The sequence below is a fragment of the Hominimerdicola intestinalis genome, assembly GCF_054655215.1.
The window spans coordinates 118,745-140,451 of the sequence record NZ_BAAHNZ010000001.1; the positions used below are offsets into that span (position 1 = coordinate 118,745).

General features: G+C 45.7%; 29 protein-coding genes. All 29 read right to left on the bottom strand.

The features are described from left to right. Positions 1-13: 13 nt before the first annotated feature. The 29 genes from ACYQ0H_RS00550 to ACYQ0H_RS00690 all read right to left on the bottom strand — a co-directional run bounded on the left by ACYQ0H_RS00550 (position 14) and on the right by ACYQ0H_RS00690 (position 21,700). On the bottom strand, positions 14-646 hold the full coding sequence (locus ACYQ0H_RS00550; protein WP_459810881.1) for an adenylate kinase: 633 nt from the start codon (positions 644-646) through the stop codon (positions 14-16). A 32-nt stretch (positions 647-678) separates the two neighbouring features. Beyond that, complete coding sequence (gene secY, locus ACYQ0H_RS00555) at positions 679-1,983, bottom strand: preprotein translocase subunit SecY (RefSeq protein WP_459810882.1); 1,305 nt, start codon at positions 1,981-1,983, stop codon at positions 679-681. 2 nt (positions 1,984-1,985) lie between these two features. Continuing rightward, entirely contained in the window at positions 1,986-2,426 is a 441-nt protein-coding gene (gene rplO / locus ACYQ0H_RS00560; protein WP_459810883.1) for a 50S ribosomal protein L15, read from the bottom strand. A gap of 20 nt (positions 2,427-2,446) precedes the next feature. Further along, positions 2,447-2,626, bottom strand: coding sequence for a 50S ribosomal protein L30 (gene rpmD, locus ACYQ0H_RS00565; RefSeq protein WP_459810884.1), 180 nt, complete (start codon positions 2,624-2,626; stop codon positions 2,447-2,449). Positions 2,627-2,639: 13 nt separating this feature from the next. Next, positions 2,640-3,140 carry a 30S ribosomal protein S5 gene (gene rpsE, locus ACYQ0H_RS00570; RefSeq protein ID WP_459810885.1) on the bottom strand — a complete coding sequence of 167 codons (501 nt, stop codon included), beginning with the start codon at positions 3,138-3,140 and terminating at the stop codon, positions 2,640-2,642. A 15-nt stretch (positions 3,141-3,155) separates the two neighbouring features. Beyond that, on the bottom strand, positions 3,156-3,515 hold the full coding sequence (rplR, locus tag ACYQ0H_RS00575) for a 50S ribosomal protein L18 (RefSeq protein WP_459810886.1): 360 nt from the start codon (positions 3,513-3,515) through the stop codon (positions 3,156-3,158). A 19-nt stretch (positions 3,516-3,534) separates the two neighbouring features. Continuing rightward, positions 3,535-4,086, bottom strand: a complete 552-nt coding sequence (rplF, locus tag ACYQ0H_RS00580) for a 50S ribosomal protein L6 (protein ID WP_459810887.1) — start codon at positions 4,084-4,086, stop codon at positions 3,535-3,537. Between the two features lie 14 nt (positions 4,087-4,100). After that, positions 4,101-4,499 (bottom strand): 30S ribosomal protein S8, encoded by a 399-nt coding sequence (gene rpsH, locus ACYQ0H_RS00585; RefSeq protein WP_459810888.1) that lies wholly within the window; start codon positions 4,497-4,499, stop codon positions 4,101-4,103. A 16-nt stretch (positions 4,500-4,515) separates the two neighbouring features. After that, positions 4,516-4,701 carry a type Z 30S ribosomal protein S14 gene (locus ACYQ0H_RS00590; RefSeq protein ID WP_124100475.1) on the bottom strand — a complete coding sequence of 62 codons (186 nt, stop codon included), beginning with the start codon at positions 4,699-4,701 and terminating at the stop codon, positions 4,516-4,518. 21 nt (positions 4,702-4,722) lie between these two features. Continuing rightward, positions 4,723-5,265, bottom strand: coding sequence for a 50S ribosomal protein L5 (rplE, locus tag ACYQ0H_RS00595; protein ID WP_459810889.1), 543 nt, complete (start codon positions 5,263-5,265; stop codon positions 4,723-4,725). 18 nt (positions 5,266-5,283) lie between these two features. Further along, positions 5,284-5,607, bottom strand: coding sequence for a 50S ribosomal protein L24 (rplX, locus tag ACYQ0H_RS00600; protein WP_459810890.1), 324 nt, complete (start codon positions 5,605-5,607; stop codon positions 5,284-5,286). Positions 5,608-5,622: 15 nt separating this feature from the next. Beyond that, positions 5,623-5,991 carry a 50S ribosomal protein L14 gene (rplN, locus tag ACYQ0H_RS00605; RefSeq protein WP_124100469.1) on the bottom strand — a complete coding sequence of 123 codons (369 nt, stop codon included), beginning with the start codon at positions 5,989-5,991 and terminating at the stop codon, positions 5,623-5,625. Between the two features lie 74 nt (positions 5,992-6,065). Beyond that, positions 6,066-6,323 (bottom strand): 30S ribosomal protein S17, encoded by a 258-nt coding sequence (gene rpsQ, locus ACYQ0H_RS00610; protein ID WP_459810891.1) that lies wholly within the window; start codon positions 6,321-6,323, stop codon positions 6,066-6,068. A gap of 21 nt (positions 6,324-6,344) precedes the next feature. After that, positions 6,345-6,542 carry a 50S ribosomal protein L29 gene (gene rpmC, locus ACYQ0H_RS00615; protein WP_124100465.1) on the bottom strand — a complete coding sequence of 66 codons (198 nt, stop codon included), beginning with the start codon at positions 6,540-6,542 and terminating at the stop codon, positions 6,345-6,347. Continuing rightward, positions 6,542-6,973, bottom strand: a complete 432-nt coding sequence (rplP, locus tag ACYQ0H_RS00620; protein ID WP_459810892.1) for a 50S ribosomal protein L16 — start codon at positions 6,971-6,973, stop codon at positions 6,542-6,544. Before rplP ends, rpmC begins: the two co-directional genes overlap by 1 nt. Next, entirely contained in the window at positions 6,973-7,773 is an 801-nt protein-coding gene (gene rpsC / locus ACYQ0H_RS00625) for a 30S ribosomal protein S3 (RefSeq protein ID WP_459810893.1), read from the bottom strand. Before rpsC ends, rplP begins: the two co-directional genes overlap by 1 nt. Before the next feature lie 20 nt (positions 7,774-7,793). Then, positions 7,794-8,129 carry a 50S ribosomal protein L22 gene (gene rplV, locus ACYQ0H_RS00630; protein ID WP_459810894.1) on the bottom strand — a complete coding sequence of 112 codons (336 nt, stop codon included), beginning with the start codon at positions 8,127-8,129 and terminating at the stop codon, positions 7,794-7,796. A gap of 18 nt (positions 8,130-8,147) precedes the next feature. After that, positions 8,148-8,432 (bottom strand): 30S ribosomal protein S19, encoded by a 285-nt coding sequence (rpsS, locus tag ACYQ0H_RS00635; protein WP_459810895.1) that lies wholly within the window; start codon positions 8,430-8,432, stop codon positions 8,148-8,150. A gap of 23 nt (positions 8,433-8,455) precedes the next feature. Next, the gene (gene rplB, locus ACYQ0H_RS00640; protein ID WP_459810896.1) at positions 8,456-9,289 is read right to left on the bottom strand and encodes a 50S ribosomal protein L2; all 834 of its coding nucleotides are present in this window, start codon (positions 9,287-9,289) and stop codon (positions 8,456-8,458) included. 225 nt (positions 9,290-9,514) lie between these two features. Then, on the bottom strand, positions 9,515-9,808 hold the full coding sequence (gene rplW / locus ACYQ0H_RS00645) for a 50S ribosomal protein L23 (RefSeq protein ID WP_459810897.1): 294 nt from the start codon (positions 9,806-9,808) through the stop codon (positions 9,515-9,517). Beyond that, positions 9,808-10,431, bottom strand: a complete 624-nt coding sequence (gene rplD, locus ACYQ0H_RS00650; protein ID WP_459810898.1) for a 50S ribosomal protein L4 — start codon at positions 10,429-10,431, stop codon at positions 9,808-9,810. Before rplD ends, rplW begins: the two co-directional genes overlap by 1 nt. Positions 10,432-10,449: 18 nt before the next feature. After that, on the bottom strand, positions 10,450-11,085 hold the full coding sequence (gene rplC, locus ACYQ0H_RS00655; RefSeq protein WP_459810899.1) for a 50S ribosomal protein L3: 636 nt from the start codon (positions 11,083-11,085) through the stop codon (positions 10,450-10,452). Between the two features lie 103 nt (positions 11,086-11,188). After that, positions 11,189-11,503: a 30S ribosomal protein S10 gene (rpsJ, locus tag ACYQ0H_RS00660; RefSeq protein WP_459810900.1), complete on the bottom strand. Its 315-nt coding sequence runs from the start codon at positions 11,501-11,503 to the stop codon at positions 11,189-11,191. 563 nt (positions 11,504-12,066) lie between these two features. Further along, entirely contained in the window at positions 12,067-14,337 is a 2,271-nt protein-coding gene (locus ACYQ0H_RS00665) for a WD40/YVTN/BNR-like repeat-containing protein (RefSeq protein ID WP_459810901.1), read from the bottom strand. Between the two features lie 169 nt (positions 14,338-14,506). Then, positions 14,507-14,686, bottom strand: a complete 180-nt coding sequence (locus tag ACYQ0H_RS00670; RefSeq protein WP_465249827.1) for a DUF6652 family protein — start codon at positions 14,684-14,686, stop codon at positions 14,507-14,509. A gap of 49 nt (positions 14,687-14,735) precedes the next feature. Beyond that, a complete protein-coding gene (locus ACYQ0H_RS00675; RefSeq protein ID WP_459810903.1) occupies positions 14,736-16,928 on the bottom strand; it encodes an alpha-galactosidase in 2,193 nt (730 codons plus the stop codon). 212 nt (positions 16,929-17,140) lie between these two features. Beyond that, the gene (locus ACYQ0H_RS00680) at positions 17,141-18,193 is read right to left on the bottom strand and encodes a carbohydrate ABC transporter permease (RefSeq protein WP_459810904.1); all 1,053 of its coding nucleotides are present in this window, start codon (positions 18,191-18,193) and stop codon (positions 17,141-17,143) included. Positions 18,194-18,206: 13 nt separating this feature from the next. Continuing rightward, a complete protein-coding gene (locus ACYQ0H_RS00685) occupies positions 18,207-19,295 on the bottom strand; it encodes a carbohydrate ABC transporter permease (protein ID WP_459810905.1) in 1,089 nt (362 codons plus the stop codon). Continuing rightward, complete coding sequence (locus ACYQ0H_RS00690; RefSeq protein ID WP_459810906.1) at positions 19,295-21,700, bottom strand: DUF5696 domain-containing protein; 2,406 nt, start codon at positions 21,698-21,700, stop codon at positions 19,295-19,297. The genes ACYQ0H_RS00685 and ACYQ0H_RS00690 overlap by 1 nt, the downstream gene beginning before the upstream one ends. Positions 21,701-21,707 lie beyond the last annotated feature (7 nt).

The following is a 21,707-nucleotide window of genomic DNA, read 5'->3' on the forward strand; positions in this document are numbered from 1 at the left end:
ACGCCTTCTTCTGTTACGCGTTCAGAGCCGCAAGCGTCAGCTTAGAGGTATCTGCTACCTCTTCCTGTCCCTCAACGGTAACAAGCTTGCCCTGAGCCTCATAATAGCCCTTCAGCGGTGCTGTCTGCTCATGATATGTTTTAAGTCTGCTTTTTACGGTTTCCGGCTCGTCGTCTTTACGGATAACAAGCTGCTTGCCGCATACGTCGCAGACGCCTTCCGTCCTGCTCGGCTTGAAATCAACATGATAAGTCGCTCCGCAGTCAAGACAAACTCTTCTGCCGCTCAATCTCTGCTGAATTTTTTCATCGGGAACATGGATCTCTATTACCTTGTCGATCTTAACTCCCATAGCGTCCAGAGCCTCAGCCTGAGGAACCGTTCTGGGAAAACCGTCAAGTATAAAGCCGTTCTGTGCGTCCGGCTCCTTGATCCTGTCCTTAAGAATACCGATCACTATATCGTCGGATACAAGGTCTCCCGCGTCCATAGCCGCCTTAGCCCTGAGTCCGTACTCGGTACCTGCTTTAACGGCAGCCCTGAGCATATTTCCGGTTGAAATAGTCGGAATGTTCAGCGCCTTGCAGATAACCTCTGCCTGAGTGCCTTTTCCCGCACCCGGCGCGCCTAACAAAATAAGATTCATAATTTAACTCCTCTTAACTTTCAGCCTCAGGCTTATTCAAGAAAGCCCTTATGATGACGCATCATCATCTGAGATTCCATAGTTCTTACGGTTTCAAGAGCAACGCTTACTACGATAAGGATCGAAGTACCGCCCATTGCAATATTTACGCCGGTCGCAGCGCCGAAGATGATAGGGAAGATAGCGATAATTCCGAGGAATACCGCACCTACCAATGTTATCTTTGACAGAATTCTCTTGATATAGTCGCTTGTTGGCTTTCCTGGTCTTATTCCGGGAACGCCGCCGTTGTTCTGTCTGAGATTATTTGCGATCTCAACAGGGTTGTACTGCATTGAAACGTAAAAGTAGTTAAATCCTATTATCAGCAGAAAATACAGACAGGCATAGAACGGATGAGTATAGCTGAACCACCTGAGCAGTCCGTTATAAAAGCCCGTTCCGTCAGCTCTCGGCTTGATGAACATTTCAAGCGTAGAGGGAAGTGACATAAACGCCATAGCGAAAATTATAGGAAGAACTCCGCTCATTGCTATCTTGACAGGAATAAACGTGTTCTGTCCGCCGTACTGCTTTCTGCCTACCACACGCTTTGCATACTGGATAGGTATACGCCTTTCAGCGTTGTTCATAAAGATAATGAACGCTATCATCAGTACAAATATAACGATAATGATCGGAACAAGGATCATATATTTAGCTTCTCCGGTCTTCATAAGCTCGATCAGCGACCAAACTGCAGAAGGACCTCTTGCTATAATTCCTGCAAACAGCAGCATTGAGATACCGTTTCCAATACCCTTTTCGTTGATCTGATCGCCCAGCCAGATGGTAAGCGACGCACCTGCGGTAAAGCAAGCGATTATTACGATCTCGGAATAGATCTTTTCCCAGCCGCCGTTATACATAAGCGCATTGGCTGAGTTTTTCAGGGTCAGATAGTACGCCCAAGCCTGGAACAGGGAAATCGCCAAAGCGGTGTACTTTGTAATTTTGTTCAGCTTCTTTCTGCCCTCAGGACCTTCCTTCTGCATTCTTTCCAGAGGAGGAAGAGCGTAGGTAAGCAGCTGAATAATGATCTGTGCGTTGATATAAGGCCCTACGGACAGTGCAAGAAGAGTAGCCTTTGAAAAGTTACCTCCCGACAAAACGTTCAGATAGCTGAAAAAGTTACCGGACGCATTGCTGTCCTCAAACCATGCTGCGAGAGCGGTCGAATCCAGATAAGGAACGGGAACCGCGCCTCCTATACGGTATATAATTATGATGAAGAATGTAAACAGAAGCTTCCTTCTTAATTCAGGAACCTTCCAGGCATTACGAAATGTCTCTATCACAATTACATCACCTCTGCCTTCCCGCCTGCCTTTTCAATCTTTTCCTTAGCAGAAGCTGAGAAAGCCGCAGCCTTTACTGTAAGATTCTTTGTAAGCTCTCCGTTTCCGAGAACTTTAACACCGTCAAGCTCCTTTTTAACAAGACCTGATGCCTTGAGAAGCTCGGTATCTACAACTGTACCGTCAACAAATTTCTCCAGATCGGAAACGTTGATTACGGCATACTCAGTTGCAAAAATATTGTTGAATCCGCGCTTAGGAATTCTTCTGGCAAGCGATGTCTGACCGCCTTCAAAGCCAGGTCTTACTCCGCCGCCCGAACGAGCCTTCTGACCCTTATGACCTTTTCCGGCAGTTTTGCCGTTTCCGGAACCATGTCCGCGGCCCTTACGCTTTACGTCCTTTGTAGAACCCTCAGCAGGTGATAATTCGTGCAATTTCATATGTTTCGCACCTCCTTGCTTTACGCTTCGGTTACTTTAATAAGGTGTGATATAACTCTGATCTTTCCCTGAGTCTGAGCGTTGTCAGGCTGGGTCGTTACATCACCGATTTTTCTAAGACCAAGAGAATTAGCTGTCAGCACTTGCTTCTTAATCTTAGAGTTAAGGCTTTTAACCAACTCGATCTTCAAGTTTGCCATTGCTGTTTCCTCCTTAGCCTAAAATTTCATTTACTGACTTGCCTCTCTTATCAGCGACCTGTTCAGCCGATTTTACTGACGCAAGACCGTTGATTGTAGCTCTTACAACGTTGCAGGGATTGTTTGAACGAAGCGACTTCGCTCTTATATCCTTGATACCCGCTGCTTCTACTACTGCTCTTACCGTACCGCCTGCGATAACTCCTGTACCGGCTGCGGCAGGCTTAAGCAGAACCTCGCCTGCTCCGAACTTACCTACGATCTCGTGAGGAATAGTCGTACCCTTCAGAGAGATCTTGATAAGATTCTTCTTAGCGTCCTCGATACCCTTGCGGATAGCGTCGGGAACTTCGCTTGATTTACCGATTCCGAAACCTACGATACCGTTTCCGTCGCCGACTACGATAAGTGCAGAGAACTTCATAATACGTCCGCCCTTAACAGTTTTGGATACCCTGTTAATAGCAACTACCTTTTCGCTAAGTTCCAATGTTGAAGCATCTATTATAGCCAAAAGTATACCCTCCTTTTAGAACTTGAGTCCGCCTTCGCGAGCTCCGTCTGCTAACTCTTGTACGCGTCCGTGATAAAGATAACCGCCTCTGTCGAATACGACATTCTCAATTCCCTTTTCAGCAGCCGCTTTAGCGATCAATTCGCCTACCTTGCGGGCTCCGTCCTTGTTGCCGCCGTTTCCTTCAAAATCCTTGGACATTGAAGAAGCAGCACAAAGCGTTACGCCGTTGATATCGTCAATGATCTGCGCATATATATGCTTTGAGGAGCGGAATACGTTCAGGCGCGGACACTCAGGAGTTCCGGATACTTTGTTGCGGACTCTTGCGTGTCTTTTTGCTCTTGCCTTCGCTCTGTCAAGCTTTTTCACCATAGTAATTCTCTCCTTTTAATTACTTCTTGCTGCCCTTACCGGCCTTTCCTTCCTTGCGGATAACATACTCGCCGGTATAGCGAATACCCTTACCCTTATAAGGCTCCGGCGGACGCTTCTCACGGATCTCGCAAGCGAACTGACCTACTGCCTGCTTATCGATACCCGAAACTACGATCTGGTTAGGCTGAGGAACGTCGATCTTGATCTCGTCTGTTTCAGGAATGATTACCTGATGAGAGAAACCAAGGTTCATTACAAGGTTCTTGCCCTGCTTTGCCGCTCTGTAGCCTACGCCGACAATTTCAAGCGTCTTTGAAAAACCGTTTGTTACGCCTTCAACCATGTTGAAAATAAGCGTTCTAGTCAGACCGTGAAGCGATTTATGGAACTTATCCTCTGTAGGACGGGATACCGTTATCGTTCCGTTCTCCGACTTGATGATCATATCCTTGTTAAAGGATTTTGTCAATGTTCCCTTTGGGCCTTTAACTGTTACAACGTTGCCGTCTGCAACAGAAACCTCTACGCCGGCAGGAACACTAATAGGTTTGATTCCGATTCTAGACATAATATTAGTCCTCCTTACCAGATAAATGCGAGAACTTCTCCGCCGACATTAAGCTCTCTTGCCTTTTTGTCGGTTACGATACCCTTTGAGGTTGAAACGACTGCAATACCCAGTCCCTTCATTACCTTAGGCATATCCTCACAGCTTGAATAAATTCTCAAGCCGGGCTTTGAAACTCTTCTGAGTCCCGTAATAACCGGATTTCTGTTCTCATCGTATTTTAGAGTAATTCTGATTATACCCTGTTTTCCGTCCTCAATAATCTTAAAGTCCTTGACATAGCCCTCGTCTACAAGGATCTGTGTTATCGACTTTTTCATATTAGATGCAGGAACGTCAACTGTTGCGTGCTTTGCAGAACTTGCATTACGAATTCTGGTCAATAAATCTGCTATTGTATCAGTAATTTGCATGCTTGTTAACCTCCTTTTACCAACTAGCCTTCTTAACTCCAGGAATCTGACCGTCATGAGCCAATTCTCTGAAGCAGATACGGCAGATACCGAACTTTCTCAAATAAGCATGAGGTCTTCCACAGATTTTACATCTGTTGTAAGCACGAGTGGAATACTTAGGCTTTGCCTGCTGTTTATTGATCATAGCCTTTTTAGCCATTGAATTTTCCTCCTCTTAACCTTACTTAGCGAACGGAGCGCCCATAAGGGACAAAAGCTCCTTAGCCTCTTCGTCTGTGTTAGCGGTAGTAATAAAGTTGATATCCATACCGCGAACCTTATCTATCTTATCATATTCGATCTCAGGGAAGATCAGCTGCTCCTTGATACCGGTAGAGTAGTTTCCTCTTCCGTCAAACGAGTTGGCGCTGATGCCTCTGAAGTCTCTTACACGTGGGAATGCAACGTTGAACAGTCTGTCAACGAACTCATACATTCTCTCGGCTCTGAGCGTAACCTTTACGCCGATTATCTGTCCGTCGCGGAGCTTGAAGTTAGCAACCGACTTCTTAGCCTTGCAGACGATAGGCTTCTGACCGGTAATTGCAGCCAGATCGCTCATAATAGCGTCGATAACCTTTTTATTGTCCTTATCAGCTCCGCAGCCTACGTTGATAACAACCTTGTCAAGCTTCGGAATCTGCATAACGTTAGCATACTGGAATTTCTTCATCATAGCAGGAGCTACGGTGCTAACATAATATTCTTTTAATCTTGCAGCCATCGTAAAATCTCCTCCTTATTAAAATTCTTCGCCGCAGTCTGCGTTCTTGCATACTCTTACCTTTGTGCCGTCCTCAAGAATCTTATGAGCTATTCTTGTGGGCTTTCCGCACTTAGGACATACTGCCTGAACCTTAGACGCATACAAAGCTGCCTCGGCGCTTACGATTCCGCCCTGCTCGCCCTGTCTTCTCGGCTTAACGTGCTTTGTGGCAATATTAAGACCCTCTACGATTACCTTGCCTTCCTTAGGCGAAACCTGGAGAACCTTGCCCTTCTTGCCCTTATCCTTACCTGAAAGGATAACAACTGTGTCGCCTGTTTTAACGTGTACCTTATTCATTAACGACACCTCCTATTAAAGCACTTCGGGAGCCAGCGAAAGAATCTTCAGATAATCCTTCTCGCGCAGCTCTTTAGCAACTGGTCCAAAAATACGTGTACCTCTTGGGTTTTTATCTTCCTTAATAATAACAGCAGCGTTTTCGTCGAAACGGATATATGTTCCGTCTGCGCGGCGAAGACCCTTAGCTGAACGAACGATTACTGCTTTAACAACATCGCCTTTTTTAACAACGCCGCCTGGTGTTGCCTTCTTGACCGAAGCAACTACAACGTCACCGATGTTTGCATACCTTCTGCGTGTTCCGCCTAAAACTCTGATGCACATAAGCTCCTTGGCGCCGGAGTTATCTGCAACTTTCAGGCTAGTCTGCATCTGTATCACAGTGCGTTCCTCCTTTCACAACATTAAAAGGTCACGGCAGAGCATTGCTGCCGTCTACCTTGTATTAATTATTATTACTTAGCCTGCTCGAGAACGTTAACCAAACGCCATCTCTTGTCCTTGGACATAGGACGGGTTTCCATAACTTCAACCTTGTCGCCGATGTTGCAAACGTTGTTTTCATCGTGCGCCTTAAGCTTAACTGTTCTCTTGATGATTTTCTTATAAAGAGGGTGCTGAACGTTATCCTCGATAGCAACGACGATCGTCTTGTCCATCTTGTTTGATACGACCTTGCCCACTCTTGTTTTTCTAAGATTTCTTTCGCTCACAGTTAAATCCTCCCTTCGTGATTACTGAACGCCGGACTCTTGCTTACGAATGAATGTCTTTACACGAGCAATATCCTTCTTTACAGCCTTCATTCTCATTGGGTTTTCCAACTGATTTACGGCGTGCTGAAAACGAAGGTTAAAAAGCTCCTGCTTAAGCTCTGCCAGCTTTTCGTTAAGCTCGGCAGCAGATAGATCCTTGATTTCATTTGCTTTCATTATTGCTCACCACCCGTTTCCTGAGTTTCTTTCTTAACAAACTTACACTTTACAGGAAGCTTGTGCATTGCAAGTCTCATAGCCTCTCTTGCAACTTCCTCGCTTACTCCTGCGATCTCAAACATAACTCTGCCCGGTTTAACAACAGCAACCCAGTACTCAGGAGAACCCTTTCCTGAACCCATTCGTGTTTCAGCAGGCTTTTCAGTAACCGGCTTATCCGGGAATATCTTGATCCATACCTGACCGCCACGCTTGATATATCTTGTCATAGCGATACGGGCAGCCTCGATCTGGTTAGAGGTGATCCATGCAGGCTGAGTAGCCTGAAGTCCGTACTCACCGTACGTAACCTTGTTTCCTCTTGTGGCCTTGCCCTTCATACGGCCTCTCTGTACTCTTCTGTACTTAACTCTCTTTGGAAGCAGCATTAATTGTTACCTCCTTCTCTTCTAGACTTATTGAAGTCGCGGCGTCCTCTGTTAGGTCTGTCGCCGTCTCTTCTGCTGCGTCTTCTGTCGGAAGTATCCTTCCTGTCAGAAGCGGCAACCTCGCCCTTAAGAACTTCTCCGCGGTAGATCCATACCTTTACGCCGAGACGGCCGTAAGTCGTATGAGCCTCTGCGGTACCGTAGTCGATATCGGCTCTGATCGTCTGAAGCGGAATAGTACCTTCGTGATAAGTTTCGCTTCTTGCGATCTCAGCTCCTGCAAGACGGCCTGAGGTTCTTACCTTAATACCCTTTGCACCGAGCTTCATAGCTCTGCCGATAGCCTGCTTCATCGCGCGTCTGAAGGAAATTCTGTCCTCAAGATCGTGAGCGATCTTCTCAGCTACGAGCTGAGCGTTGATATCGGGCTGCTTTACTTCTACGATATTGACAGCAACTTTCTTGCCGATTTTCTTTTCAAGGTTTGCACGAAGCTTTTCGATCTCTGCTCCGCCTCTTCCGATAACAAGACCAGGCTTAGCACAGTGAATGTGGATCTTAACCTTCTGTCCTCCGTCGTTGTCGGCAAATCTTTCGATCTCAATCTTAGGAACACCTGCATAAACGCACTTATCAGCCGGATTCTTTGAACGTCTGTTCAACTCTTTAAGAATATAATTACGAACGTTGTAATCCTCAACCAATGTGTCGCCGAAAGTGCTCTTATCTGCAAACCAGCGGGAATCCCAATCCTTGATCACACCGACTCTCAGTCCGTGTGGATTAACTTTCTGGCCCATAGTTTACCTCCTCTTTCAGCTTATTCCTTTTCCTTGAGAACAACCGTAACGTGCGATGTTCTCTTCAGAATTCTATAGGCTCTGCCCTGAGCTCTTGGCATAATTCTCTTCATAATCGGTCCCGGGCAAACGTAACACTCGGCAACATAAAGATTGTTCTTATCCATGTTGTGATTGTTCTCTGCGTTTGCAGCGGCGGACTTCAGAAGCTTCTCCAAATATTCACTGGCAGCCTTTGGTGTGTGCTTAACTGTTGCCATAGCAACTTCATAATCTTTTCCTCTTATAAGGTCGAGAACTATCTGAACCTTACGAGGAGCAATACGAGCATTTCTCAGAATTGCCTTTGCTTCCATCTGAACTCCTCCTTTCCGCTATCTCTTACCATTATTAGAGGTCTTGGAACCTGCGTGACCTTTAAAAGTTCTTGTCGGTGCAAACTCTCCGAGCTTATGACCAACCATATCCTCGGTTACATAAACAGGAGCGTGCTTGCGGCCGTCATGAACAGCGAATGTATGACCAACGAAATCAGGAAAAATTGTTGAGGCTCTGCTCCAGGTCTTGATGACCTTCTTCTCGCCTGCTTCGTTCATTGCAATTACTTTCTTCATAAGGGATTCTTCAACGTAAGGTCCCTTTTTGACACTTCTGCCCATTATTCATCTGCCTCCTTTCAGCATTACTTACCGTTTCTGCGTTTTACGATAAACTTATCGGAGCGATGATGCTTAGCGCGTGTCTTGTAACCCATTGTTGGCTTGCCCCAAGGAGTAACAGGACTAGGACGTCCGACAGGAGATTTACCTTCACCGCCTCCGTGCGGGTGGTCGCAGGGGTTCATTACCGAACCTCTTACGGTAGGTCTCCAGCCCATGTGACGCTTTCTTCCGGCCTTACCGATATTTACGTTTTCATGGTCGATATTTCCGACCTGTCCTATTGTAGCCATACAATTGATCGGAATTTTTCTCATTTCGCCCGAAGGAAGTCTTACGAGAGCGTAAGCGTCCTCCTTGCCCATAAGCTGAGCCATATTTCCGGCTGAACGTACAAGCTGTGCGCCCTTTCCGGGATAAAGCTCGAGGTTATGAATAAAAGTACCTACAGGAATGTTTGCCAGTGCAAGCGCATTTCCGGGCTTGATATCAGCGCCGGCTCCCGATCTGATAACATCGCCGACGGAAAGTCCGTTAGGAGCGATGATATATCTCTTCTCGCCGTCCTCGTACTGAACGAGAGCGATAAATGCCGATCTGTTAGGATCGTACTCGATAGTAAGAACAGTTGCGTTCATATCGAGCTTGTTCCTCTTAAAATCAATTACACGGTACTTTCTTCTTACTCCGCCGCCTCTGTGACGAACGGTAATTCTGCCGTAGCTGTTTCTGCCGGACTTCTTGTCCAAGGGCTCGAGCAGCGACTTGCAGGGAGCAGCCTTTGAAAGCTCTGAGTAATCGGTAACTGTCATACCGCGTCTACCCGGAGTCGTAGGCTTATAGCTCTTTATTGCCATTTGAAATTCACTCCTTAATCTGAGTTTTGCGAAGAAGCCAAAGAACAGCATATCTGTTCCAAGAACCCCTCCATACCTACATTCTGCGGTGAATGAGGCCTATTTTAGCCAAGCGGCCCTCGCCGCCTCGCAGAACCTTTCCCCGTTCCTCCTCGGATAACGTCGGAAGGGGAGCAGCGCAAGCTTTACTTGCGCCCTCTTTCAGAAGGCTTATCCTCCTGCGGATTAATACATTCCGTCGAAGAATTCGATAGTCTTATCGCCTTCAAGAGTAACTATAGCCTTTTTCCAGTCGGGTCTGAAACCTGTGTTTCTTCCCATTCTCTTCTCCTTGCCCTTTACGCTTATGGTATTTACCTTAGCGACTTTAACGCCGAAAAGCTCTTCGACCGCCTTTGCGATCTCGACTTTATTAGCGTCCTTGGCAACCTCGAAGGTATATTTCTTGCTCTGAAGCCTTTCCATAGAGTCTTCAGTGATAATCGGTCTGATTACAATATCTTGAGCAGTCTTAGTCATTACGCATAAACCTCCTCAATCTTTGTTACAGCGTCCGAAGCAACGATAAATTTATCATAGTTCAGAATATCGTAAACATTAAGCGTATTTACGGTAGCTGTTTTAACTCCCGGAATGTTTCCTGCGCTCTTTACGATCTTAGCGTCAGTCTCAGCTGTAACGATAAGAGCCTTGCCCTCAACGTTAAGAGCCTTGAGCATTTCAACGATCGTCTTGGTCTTGAACTCGTCAGCCTTGATAGCGTCTACAACTACAAGGTTCTCGTCGATGACCTTAGAAGAAAGCGCTGACTTCATGCCGAGCCTTCTCTCCTTTTTATTAAGAGAATAGCTGTAATCTCTTGGCTTAGGTCCGAGAGCAATTCCTCCGTGAACCCACTGGGGAGCTCTGATGGAGCCCTGTCTTGCATGACCGGTACCCTTCTGTCTCCACGGCTTTCTTCCGCCGCCCCTTACTTCCGTTCTTGTAAGAGTTGACTGGGTTCCGTGTCTCTGGTTAGCCAGATAATTTACAACCATTGCGTGCATAACGCTCTTATTCGGCTCGATACCGAAAACGGCGTCGTTAAGCTCAGTGTCGGCTACTTTTTTGCCTGTCATATCAAATACTGAAATCTTTGACATAATAATATCCTCCTTCCACTAAGCCTTCTTAACGCAGTCAACAATAGTAACAGTTCCGTTCTTAGGTCCCGGAATTGCTCCCTTGATTGCGATAAGATTATTTTCTGCGTCGATCTTTACAATTTCAAGATTCTGAACGGTTACCTTTTCAGCGCCCATATGACCCGGCATTCCCTTGCCCTTGTAAATTCTCGAAGGAGATGAACAAGCGCCCATAGAGCCTGCGTGTCTGTGAACAGGGCCGGTACCGTGAGTTTCCTTGAGCCTTGAATTGTTGTGACGTTTGATTGTTCCTGCGAAGCCTTTACCCTTGCTGGTTCCGCTGACATCAACGATGTCGCCCTCGGCAAAAGCATCAGCCTTTACAATATCGCCGACGTTAAGACTTGAGATGTCCTCAAATCTGAACTCCTTAAGAGTTCTCTTCATAGCTACGTCAGCCTTTTTGAAGTGTCCCGCAAGAGGCTTGTTTACCCTCTTTGCCCTTATGTCGCCGAAGCCAAGCTGTACAGCCTCATATCCGTCGTTTTCAACGGTTTTCTTCTGAACGACAACGCAGGGACCTGCTTCAACAACAGTTACAGGAATAACTTTTCCTGCCTCATCGAAAATCTGCGTCATGCCGATTTTCTTTCCGATGATACCCTTCTGCATTTTTATTTCCTCCTATTTGGTTATTGGTTGAGCCAAGTAATTTTATGCCCAACATGACCTGCATTACACTGATGAGAGATTACCCGTAATCTCTTTTTGGAAATTACTTGATTTCCATTACAATGTTTACGCCTGCAGGAAGTTCAAGACCTTCGAGAGCCTGAGTAGTTTCCTTTGTAGGACGGATAACGTCGATAAGTCTCTTATGAGTTCTCATCTCAAACTGCTCTCTGCTGTCCTTGTACTTATGAACAGCTCTGAGTATCGTTACGATCTCCTTGTCGGTAGGAAGGGGGATAGGTCCTGAAACCTGTGCTCCCGAACGCTTTACAGCCTCTACAATCTTTGTTGCAGCTGCGTCTACTACCGCATGCTCATAACCCTTGATCTTGATTCTGATCTTTTCATTGACTGCCACTTAAAATCGCCTCCTCGTTGCAATATCTAAATGTGGGGGCAGGGCATATGCCCTTCCGCAATACCTTGTGTATGAATTCGGCTTTGCAAACGCCGATTTTTCAAATTACACTCTGCCGTGTGTTTCCCTTTTACCCGATAAAAAATTCCGAATCACCCTTTAGGTATTCGGACTAAGAAAAACGGAAAACACCGCAGCTTACCGCACCTATGCCAAAAGCGGAAACCCGCCCCTCGCAAGAAGCATAAGCACATACTGTGTTTCGGTATTACAGTCGCCCGGTTTAAAATCGGACATACTCCATGAAAATTACCCGGCAGACCGCCGGCAACCTTTCACTTCATCGCATATCTAGGTGTCTTGCACTTAGCATAAAGACACCTTGTGCAGTCACGCAAGTATTATTATACACTATAAAACCACGCTTTGCAAGCTTTTGATAAAATTAAGTGTGTAGAACTTTAGAGAATATTCATTGTAATTTTTGTATATATTGCACAAAAAGACCCGGGTATATTCTATCCGGGCCTTTTGTTTACAATATTGACAGTCAGCAGATCCTACTATTTTTTATTACCCATTATAATTCCTCGTCCGTTAGTAGAGATATAGCATCTTCCGAAGGTCTTGGGATCTCCTGAAATATTGGGATTTACGTTGCCCCATTTTTCGGTATCGTCGTTGATCCTTGTCCAGGTAACGCCCTTGTCCTGCGACATATAAACGCCGTGGCCCTCGTTATTTGCCTCGCCTATCATATACAGAGTCATATAATCTCCGTCCTTTTCGGCTTTTCCAAGACCGAGAGCGTCACAAGCCTGAATATCCTTTGAAACAGAAGCGAGCTCTCCTGTTGATGTATCGAGATAATAAACTCCTCCCGAGCCTACCGCTATCCAGAGATCGCCCTCCGTATCGGGACACGCCTCATAGGTAATATTTGAAACCAGGAAATTCGCTATCTGTTCAAAGCTTTTTCCTCCGTCCTCGCTCATATAGAAAAATCCGTCGTATGCCGCATAGAACTTTTTAGGATTTACCTTATCGGTTTCAATAATCGAGCCAGCCGGTACGTCCTCGCATTCTGTCCAGGTCTTTCCGAAATCGTCCGATACAAACGGACGTACCCCCGCCATACCCGGCTGCCAGAATATAGTCTTACCGTCTGCCGAAAGCTTGACCTGTCCTCCGGACTTTTCCAGAGATTCGTCGGGAAGGCTCTCGACCTCCTGCCAGGTCTGAGCGGCGTCGGAAGAATAATAAACCGTTCCGCTGTCCTCGTCCGTAGCTCTTACAACGTAATGATAATCCTGTCCCGCACAATCAAGAGAGGTCGATTTAAAGTCGCCGTAATGCTCCTTAGGCGCTTTTGAAACGTCGTCATGCCTGAAACCGTAAATATCCCCCATAATAGAGTAAAGCTCCGGGGTATCCTCGTCCAGATAATTAGGCGATACAAAATCAAATATAGCCGTTTCTTCGATTCCCATTGCCCTAACAGATAGATTTACAGGCTCGCTTGATATTTTCGTCAGGTTATCAGTTCCGAAAATAGTTGCTCCGGTCCCGTACATGATCTCATCAGGATCGAACGGATTTATTGCAACTCCAGTCATCCACCAGCCAAGCTTGAGCTGTCCCTGCCAATCGAGCCATTCTGAAGCTGAAATATCTATTTTATAGTTTGCTTCCTCAGTATCGGGATCCCAGAATGAATCCCAGGTCTTTCCGCCGTCGTAGGTTACGAAAACATTATCTACTACTCCCCACAGACACAGCGTTGTAACAACTATATTCTGAGGATCGCCTGGATTTACGGATAATCCGGAATAACCGCAGGTATAAATAAGGTCGGGTGTTATTTCCTCCCATTTACCCTCTTTTATATCGTATTTCTGTACCGCTCCCTGAGTCGCTTCATTCGGGCCTACCTTATATGACCAAGTTGTATACAGATACCCGTCTGAGGAAACCTCCCCCTGAACAGGCTTAAGACGGCTATTGTTCTGCGCCTTTTCCGACATTGGGTTTTCGATCTCGTTCCAGGTTTCTCCTGCGTCGTCAGAACGGTAAACATAATTGCCTGAATTTTTTGCCGCTCCAACAAAAATAGTTTTCGTAGCATTTCCGCTTTCTGAGGAAGCTTTATCAAAAGCTACAAATGTAAGACCTACCGAATATCCGCTTTCAGTATAACCGCCGTCGGTAGGGAAGCTTTCGACCTTATTCCATGTTCTGCCGTAATCGACCGATCTGTAAAGTCCGGCATTTCTTGTTCCGAAATAAATAATGCTGTTATCGTTGGGGTCTACCTGCAAACGTTCGCCCGCACCGCGTCCTACCTCGTTTCCTCCGTTTCCGAAAGGAAGATCGACCTTCATAAAGTTTTCGCCGTAATCGTCTGATACAAGTACAGCTCCGCTTCCTGTAGTATATGTACCTGCCGCCAGATACAGCCTGTTAGGCTCTACAGGATCAGTAGCAATACTTTCAATACCCATAAGGTTCCAATCGTCACCGCCGATAAAATCTGTAATACATTCCCATCGGTTTGTATCCTTATTAAGCTTATACGCTCCGCCTATATCGGTTCTGGCGTAAGCAAGACCCTCCTCAGTCGGATTATAAATTACGTTTGGAACAAAACCTCCGCCGACAATTTCAACATTGCCCCATTCCCAGCCCGTTTCCTCATGCTGAGCGTTATAATAATCCGTCTGTTCAATTTTCCCGTCCGGCTCTGACGATTTGCCGTCCTTTTTGCCGCAGCCCGTAAAAGCTGCAGCTGCAAGAGCGCAGGCTAAGCCTATGGCTGTAAATTTCCTGAAATTCACTGGTTAAAACCCTCCTTGTTTTTAATTAACTTTCACTATATCCGTCTGAAAATATTTACTAATGTTTTCAAAAGCTGTCACGCGCCTGTATTCGTTTACATTTTATCACAGCAACAAGAGGCTTGACCAGCCTTTTGCTGCCTGCTTATTATTCAGTAAAGATCATAGCTCAGGTATTCCTTGTACCTTCCAATGTTCTCTTTTCAGTATTGTAGATCATTATTGCTCCTGCAATATCCAGAATGAATATAAACTGAAAAACCGCAAGCTTTAATGCTTGTTTACTTGAAATCAAGCCTGCTCTTTTAAGACGTACTACCTCTGCCACTGCCATAAGAGAGGTCGTCATTAAAGACGCATAAGTTAATCCTATTCCAATGATTATGAGTAAAGGTATTTTATGCCTCCATAAAATGAAGAATCCTTGATTGATAATCTCCCCATATTCCGCCGATATTGATTCCGCAGTTCATCAAAGCCGCTCCCGAAAGCTTGATTTCCGGCTTGCTTTCCTCAAAGTAATATTTATTCGGGTCAAGTCCCTTCAGCTTGATTCTTCTCGAACGCTCGTTAGGTCTGCCGAGAACCTGAATAAACTCAAACAGCGCCTCGCTTTTATCCTTTGCAACAAACATCCATGAATCCCAGGTGTTATCCTCGAACATATTGCCTATTCTGTACTGATCTCCCGTTCTTACGAGCTTGTTGTACTTATTAAATTCTTCGATCTGTCTCGGAATAGCGTCCCTGTCCTGCTGAGGAATCTTTGTAACGTCAAGCTCATAGCCGAAAGTTCCCACCATTGCGACATGTCCTCTTGTTGTAAACGGGGTGCTTCTTCCTACAGTATGGTTAGGGCAGTCGGAAACGTGAGCGCCCATTGCAGAGCAAGGATAACACATTGATGTACCGTACTGAATTTTCAGTCTTTCTATGGCGTCGGTATCGTCCGAGCACCAGATCTGCGGCGAATAATAGAGCATACCCGGATCGAATCTTGCTCCGCCCCCCGAGCAGTTTTCAAGCAGAATGTGCGGATAAGCGCTTGTTACCCTGTCCATAAGCTCATAAACACCAAGAACATATCTGTGCCAAAGCTCACGCTGGCGGTTTGCGGAAAGAGTATTTGAACCTACCTCAGTTAGCTGTCTGTTCATATCCCACTTTATATATTCGATATTTGCCGAATCGAGTATATTTTTCATCATGCCGAAAACATGATCTCTTACGTCCTGTCTTGAATAGTCGAGAACGTACTGCTCACGGCAGAGGGTAAGCTCTCTGCCCTTGACCTGGATCGCCCATTCAGGGTGAGTTTTATAAAGCTCCGAGTCGGGAGAGATCATTTCAGGCTCGAACCAGATACCGAACTTCATACCCAGCTTATTGACCTCGTCCACAAGATATTTCAGACCACCGTCGATTTTCTTTTCATATACGAACCAATCGCCGAGCGATGAGTTATCCGAATCTCTGTGACCGAACCAGCCGTCGTCCATTACAAGCATTTCAATGCCAAGCTTTGATGCTTCCTTTGCAATATCAATAAGCTTTTCAGTATTGAAGTTGAAATATGTAGCCTCCCAGTTGTTGATAAGTATCGGGCGGCGTTTGTCCTTATACTCGCCTCTTATAAGATTATTTCTATATAGGTCGTGGAAGGTTCTCGACATTTTGCCAAGACCGCTATCCGAATGGACCATAACGACCTCAGGAGCAATAAACTCCTCACCAGCTTCAAGCAGCCACGAAAAATCCATATCGTTTATGCCCATTAGGAAGCGTGTTTTCTTATGCTGTGTAACCTCCGCCTGTGCTATAAAGTTGCCCGAATAAACAAAGTTAAAGCCGTAAACCTCTCCGCAGTCTTCGTCCGCCTTGTGCTCGCAGAGAGCAACAAACGGGTTGTTCTGATGAGAGGATTCGCCGCGCATTGAATCTATAGACTGCTTTCCGTGGTGAAGCCTGCATCTTTCTACAGCTCGTTCCCTTGCCCACGAGCCGTTAAGGGTTATCATATCAAATTCGTGAGTATCAAAATCAACGCAGGCAGAATAAACTCTTGTAATAGCACAAGGCTCAGCTCCAGTATTTCTGACCTTTACCGAGCGGGTAATAACATCCAGCTTATCGAATGCCGTATAAATAAGCGTTGCTTCAAGACCTGCCGGCTTGTCCTCCATAACGATCTCAAGAGTTTCGCAGCCGCTTTCCTCTGTCGCAAAAGTTGCCGGCAGACCTTTTAAAGCAGGCTTTCCCTTATAAATCTTATGCGACTTATATCTTAGATCACAAGTCGACATTCCTCCATTATCCAATATCTTAAATGCAGGCTCACGGTAGTCGCCGAGGCCGAAGCAGGGATACTCAAAGGGAAGCGTATCCATATAGCAAGCTTTATCCCGGTTATTAGTCTCCGGCGTAAACGGGTTTTCGTCAAGTCTGAGAAGATAGGTCAGATCCTCGTCGGGCACTTTTCTTCCGAAATAAACGTGAGCGAGATATTCGCCCGGGGCAGCCTTTATAATATAATCGGTATCCTTTGCGCGAAGCTTGAAGATCCGCGCGGTTTCATTGTAGCTTATCGGCATTGCACTGTACTCCTTATATATAAAATAATAAGCAGGCTCCGCACTGATACGGAATCCTTGCATTTAAAATAATTATAACATATCCAAGAAATTATGCAAGGTCAGAAAACGTTTTCCGGCAATATTTTTTATGAACTGCCGATAAATATTATAACTAAGTAAAAATAAAAAAGCAGAGCGCCCGTTTATAAGCGCTCTGCTTTAAATTGCTGTTAAATACCTGTAATACCTGAACGCTCGATACCTTCGATAAAGTACCTCTGGAGGAATATGTACATAACCAGCAGGGGAGTTATTGAAAGCACACAGCCGGCTTCAAGCCATACGATTATTTGTCTTACCGAAACAGACTGACCGTCGAACAGCTGCTGCTGGAGATTTGAATCAAGGTTCTTCAGCATAAGCGCAACTGTATCGTTCTTTGTAAAGAACGAGGACGAAACATAGAAGTCGTTCCAGTACCATACTACCGAGAACAGGAAAACTGTCAGGAATGAAGTTTTTGCGTTAGGAACCATTACCTTCAGATATGTCTTGAGAGGTCCGCAGCCGTCAAGGTAAGCGGCGTCCTCAAGCTCCTTAGGCAGTCCTCTGAAGAACTGACGGAAGATGAAGATAAACAGTCCTGCTCTGAGTCCGTTTGCAAACAAAGCGGGAAGATACATCGTAAGTCCGCTGTTGATAAGCGAAATAGACTCGCCGCCGTTTAAGAGCGGGATAAGACCAAAAAGGTCAAAATACGCATACTGCAGATACAGCGGAATCGTCGTTATCTGCGGAGGAACGATGATCATAAGAACTACTATAGCAAACAGCAGTCCCTTTCCCTTGAACTTAAATCTTGCGAAGCCGTAGCCTGTAATCGAACAGGTAACTACCTGAAGCACCGAGGCTACAAGGTTCAGGAAGATCGTATTGAGCACCGTAGTATCAAAATTCATTACGCCCCAAACCTGTTCTATATTGCTCAATGTCAGGCTTTTAGGCAGCCATACTACCGACGGGTCGTTCATCTGCTCCGCAGGTCTGAACGCCGTTGAAAGCATGAATATCAAAGGATAAAGGATTACAAAGCACAAACCGAACAAAATCAGGAATCTGAAGAACGGCCAAACCATTCCTATTATTCTTTTGTTACGGTTATAGCGGATCTGCTCGGGAGTAAAGTACTTATCAAGTCCATCCTCCTTCATTCGCTTATGACGGGCTTTTACCGCAGCCTTTCGTTCCTTCTCGAACTCTTTTTCTTCTTTTTTAGTTGCCACTGTAATCCCCCCTTTATTCTACTTCATAATAAACGAACTTATTGATGATCGCAACAACGATTGCAAGCACTACTCCTACAATAAGGAAGTATGCCCACGCCATAGCCGCCGAATAGCCGTGCTCCCAGCTGCTTGACTTGTTAAGTACGATAGTCATAACCTCGTTTGACGGGTCAACGAATGAGTCAACGATCGTGTATACCAGGCTGGCAAGAATCATCGGGCTGATATAAGGAATCGTAATCTTCCAGAAATATTCCCATGCGGTAGCGCCCTCCATCTGAGCTGCCTCCTTAGCAGAGAACGGTATTCCCTGAAGAGCCGATAGGAACAGAAGTATCTGAATACCCGAATTCCATACCAGATTGAATATATCCGACGTCAGCGAGTTTATCGTTTCCGTCAGCGTATCACTTATATTATACACTCCCAGGAAGTTGAGAAGCTGATCTACCAGATCCGCCTCAAACATACTGCTGAACTGCTCCGAGCCGCCGGCGTATCCGCCTGTGCTCATATTACCGTTAATAATGTCGATTACAGGACCTGTAGCGATTATAACCGGCAGGAAAAATACCGCTCTTGCAAATGTCCTTCCTCTGAACTTCTGATTAAGGATCACTGCGATAAATATCGAGAATATCAAGATCAGCGGAGTTTTCAGAGCCGTATTCTGCAGCGTTTCAATAAGCGCCTTGGAATAATCCTGATCCTTACGGAAAGCGTTCACATAGTTCTGAAAACCTATGAATTTCATTTCCATTCCGCCGGAGCTTACCTTGGTTTCATTGAACGAATAGATCAAAGACTCTACAAGCGGAAGAATGAAAAAGTAGATCGTACCTAAGATCCATATCGCTATAAAGCCGTAGCCGTAAAGACCTTTTCTTCTTTCGTACGGAATCCTTGAACCCTTACGCTTTACAGGAGGAGCGGCTTCTGCAGCAAGCTGCTCTGCCGGATCTTCTTCAGCCGCCTCGGCTTCCGGCACTTCCTCAGCTTCACTGATCACAGCCTGAGCTTCATCGGCTTCCTGAGTTTCCTGAACTTCGGCGCTGTTTTCCAGCTCGTCATTCGGCAAGTTGTTTTCCAAATTACTCATTAGCCTTCTATACCTCCTTCTATAGCGTTTCCGAGGTCGTAAACCTGACCGTCGACGGAAGCGGTTCCTGCCGACATATTGACCTCAACAACAACGTTTGAACCGTCCTTGCTGTAGGTCGTAGTTATTACGTTTCCGTCACCGCTTATTTCATAGTTTGAAATGGTCATATCGCTTACTCCCGAAAGTATCTGACTTGCGAGATTCGACTGCTTAGCCGCCATATCGAGCCAGCCTTCATAATTGGAGTAATAAAGCTCGTCGTAATCTGTATCCTTAAGCTCGGCTGCGTCCTCATAGACCATATCGTAATGCATTCCCGAACCGGAGGCCAGAGCCAGCATAAAGGTTTCACCTGTGTTTGAGCTGGCGTTTATCGGCTTGGTCGAATAAGGAACATAACCGTGAATAACCATCTGATAGAACGGAATATCATAGTCGGTAAGGTTGAAGCCGCTTGAGTAAACGGGAACGTTGGTTATCTGCGAAGCGTAAGGCAGAACGTAAGCGTTTGCTCCGTCGCAGAGTATCGAACCTACTGATTCAGAAGCGCTCTTATAGCCGTTTACTACCGTGTTCAGGGTATCGTTTCTGCTGGAAGAATTCTTGCTTGAGAAGTCACTTACCAGCTTAGTCGAATACTCTCCGAAACCTATTTTGTCAAGATCCTTATCCTTGTAGCTTTCGATCATCTGCTCAAAAACCTTAACGTAGGAATTCGGAGCAAGCAAAGCGGGAGCAACTCCCTTTACGGGAACTCCGAACGCCGGACTGTAGGAGCTTTGTCTTGAATAAGCGTTTGAAACTCTTATAGCTGTATTTGTAAACGCCATATATCCCCAGCTGCCCGAATCCATCTGAATATTATTCATAGACGGGAAAACATCTACGTTCTCGGCTGAAATAAAGCTGTTGAAATCCCCCGATCCTCCGAGAGTGCCGGAAGGCTTAACTTTTGTAGATATCTTGTTCTTGATCGAAGCGTTTGTCCAGTCGTTGTAATTTACGACCATATCGGAAACGCCGTTATCCTTGAACTTATCAACGATCTCCTGAGCCTGACTGAAACCTGTTATCTCGGTTTTCAGCATAAAAGGAATACCTACTATCGAGGTCTGCTTCATTACTCCTCCGAAGAAATCGAGATAAAGATCGTTTGAATCCGCTTCGGTCTTCTTTGTAAGACCCTTACTGCTGATAAGATAGTTTCTGTAGACCTCAGCACAGTCGGCATAGTTAACGCCGTCGTCCTTATCTATCGGATAATATCTTATTCCGAAGCGCTCTGTCTTTATTCCGCCCTTTTCAAAGACGGTTATCTTATTTGAATTGTCGCCGCTCATAAAGAAAGCGTCCTGACTTCTTGTCTCAAATTCAAAGTAGCAGTTATTGTATGCCTGCTTATTCTGTCCGCTTACCTGTGCCTTCGCATATACATTAGCGTCGCCGTCGGTAGCTATCGCAACCATTCCGCTGTTTCCGGAAACCGTAGCGATAACCGGCATATACGCCTGCTCGGTAACTCTCGGAGCGGTAAGCGGGACCGCCGTATAATCCCTGCCGTATATCTGCTGGGAATAATCCGAATAATTGACCTTGCCGTTATTGTACTTTATAACTGCGCCGCTTCCGTCAGGAACGATCATATAACCCTCGGTCGCATTGCCGTTCTCGTCAAATGCTGAAATTGCTCCGAAATAGGGACAAAGCTGAAGCTTTGTAAGAACCTTTCCGTCAAGAGAGCTTGTATTTGCCTCTTCGATCTCGTCTGTATCAGCGTATACATAAAGATTGTCATCGCAAAGCTCATAATGAACCGTAAGCTTTACTCCGTCTGAGCCGTACTTATAGGTTACCGCTACGCCGTTTGCTTCGGTCCTCCAGCTCTTTGTCGCTCTTGTAGAGTATACAGGAGCAGGAGATTCTGTTCTTTTTTCCTGTCTCAGATCGCCGACCTTGATAGCAACGCTTGACGCTATTGCTTTTCTCTGAGCGGACTTCATCATTGTGCCCTTTGTTTCATCAATAATAGTTTCGTCGGACATTACATTTATAGGCGATGTCCACCAGTACTTTCCTGAGGATTTTACATAAAGACCAATTCTTTCATTTTCCTCGTCGGCGTACATTATAAAATTATTGTTTGAAGCGATCTCCTTAGAAGATTTAACTGCATCCTCGTCAGTGATCGGATCGGGCAATTCGTCCTTATCGTTTTTGCTGTCCTCTTCATCAGCTTCTCCGTCGGAAGACGCTGACGCTTCAGCGCCCTGATCTTCGCCTGCCGCTACGGCTTGGCTATCGGCTTCGTCCGAGGTTGAGGACGCAGCCATAGAACCCAGAGGCATCAGCATTGTAAGAACTAACGCAAACACAATAGCTTTTTTATAATTTTTGTTATGCATTTAATTT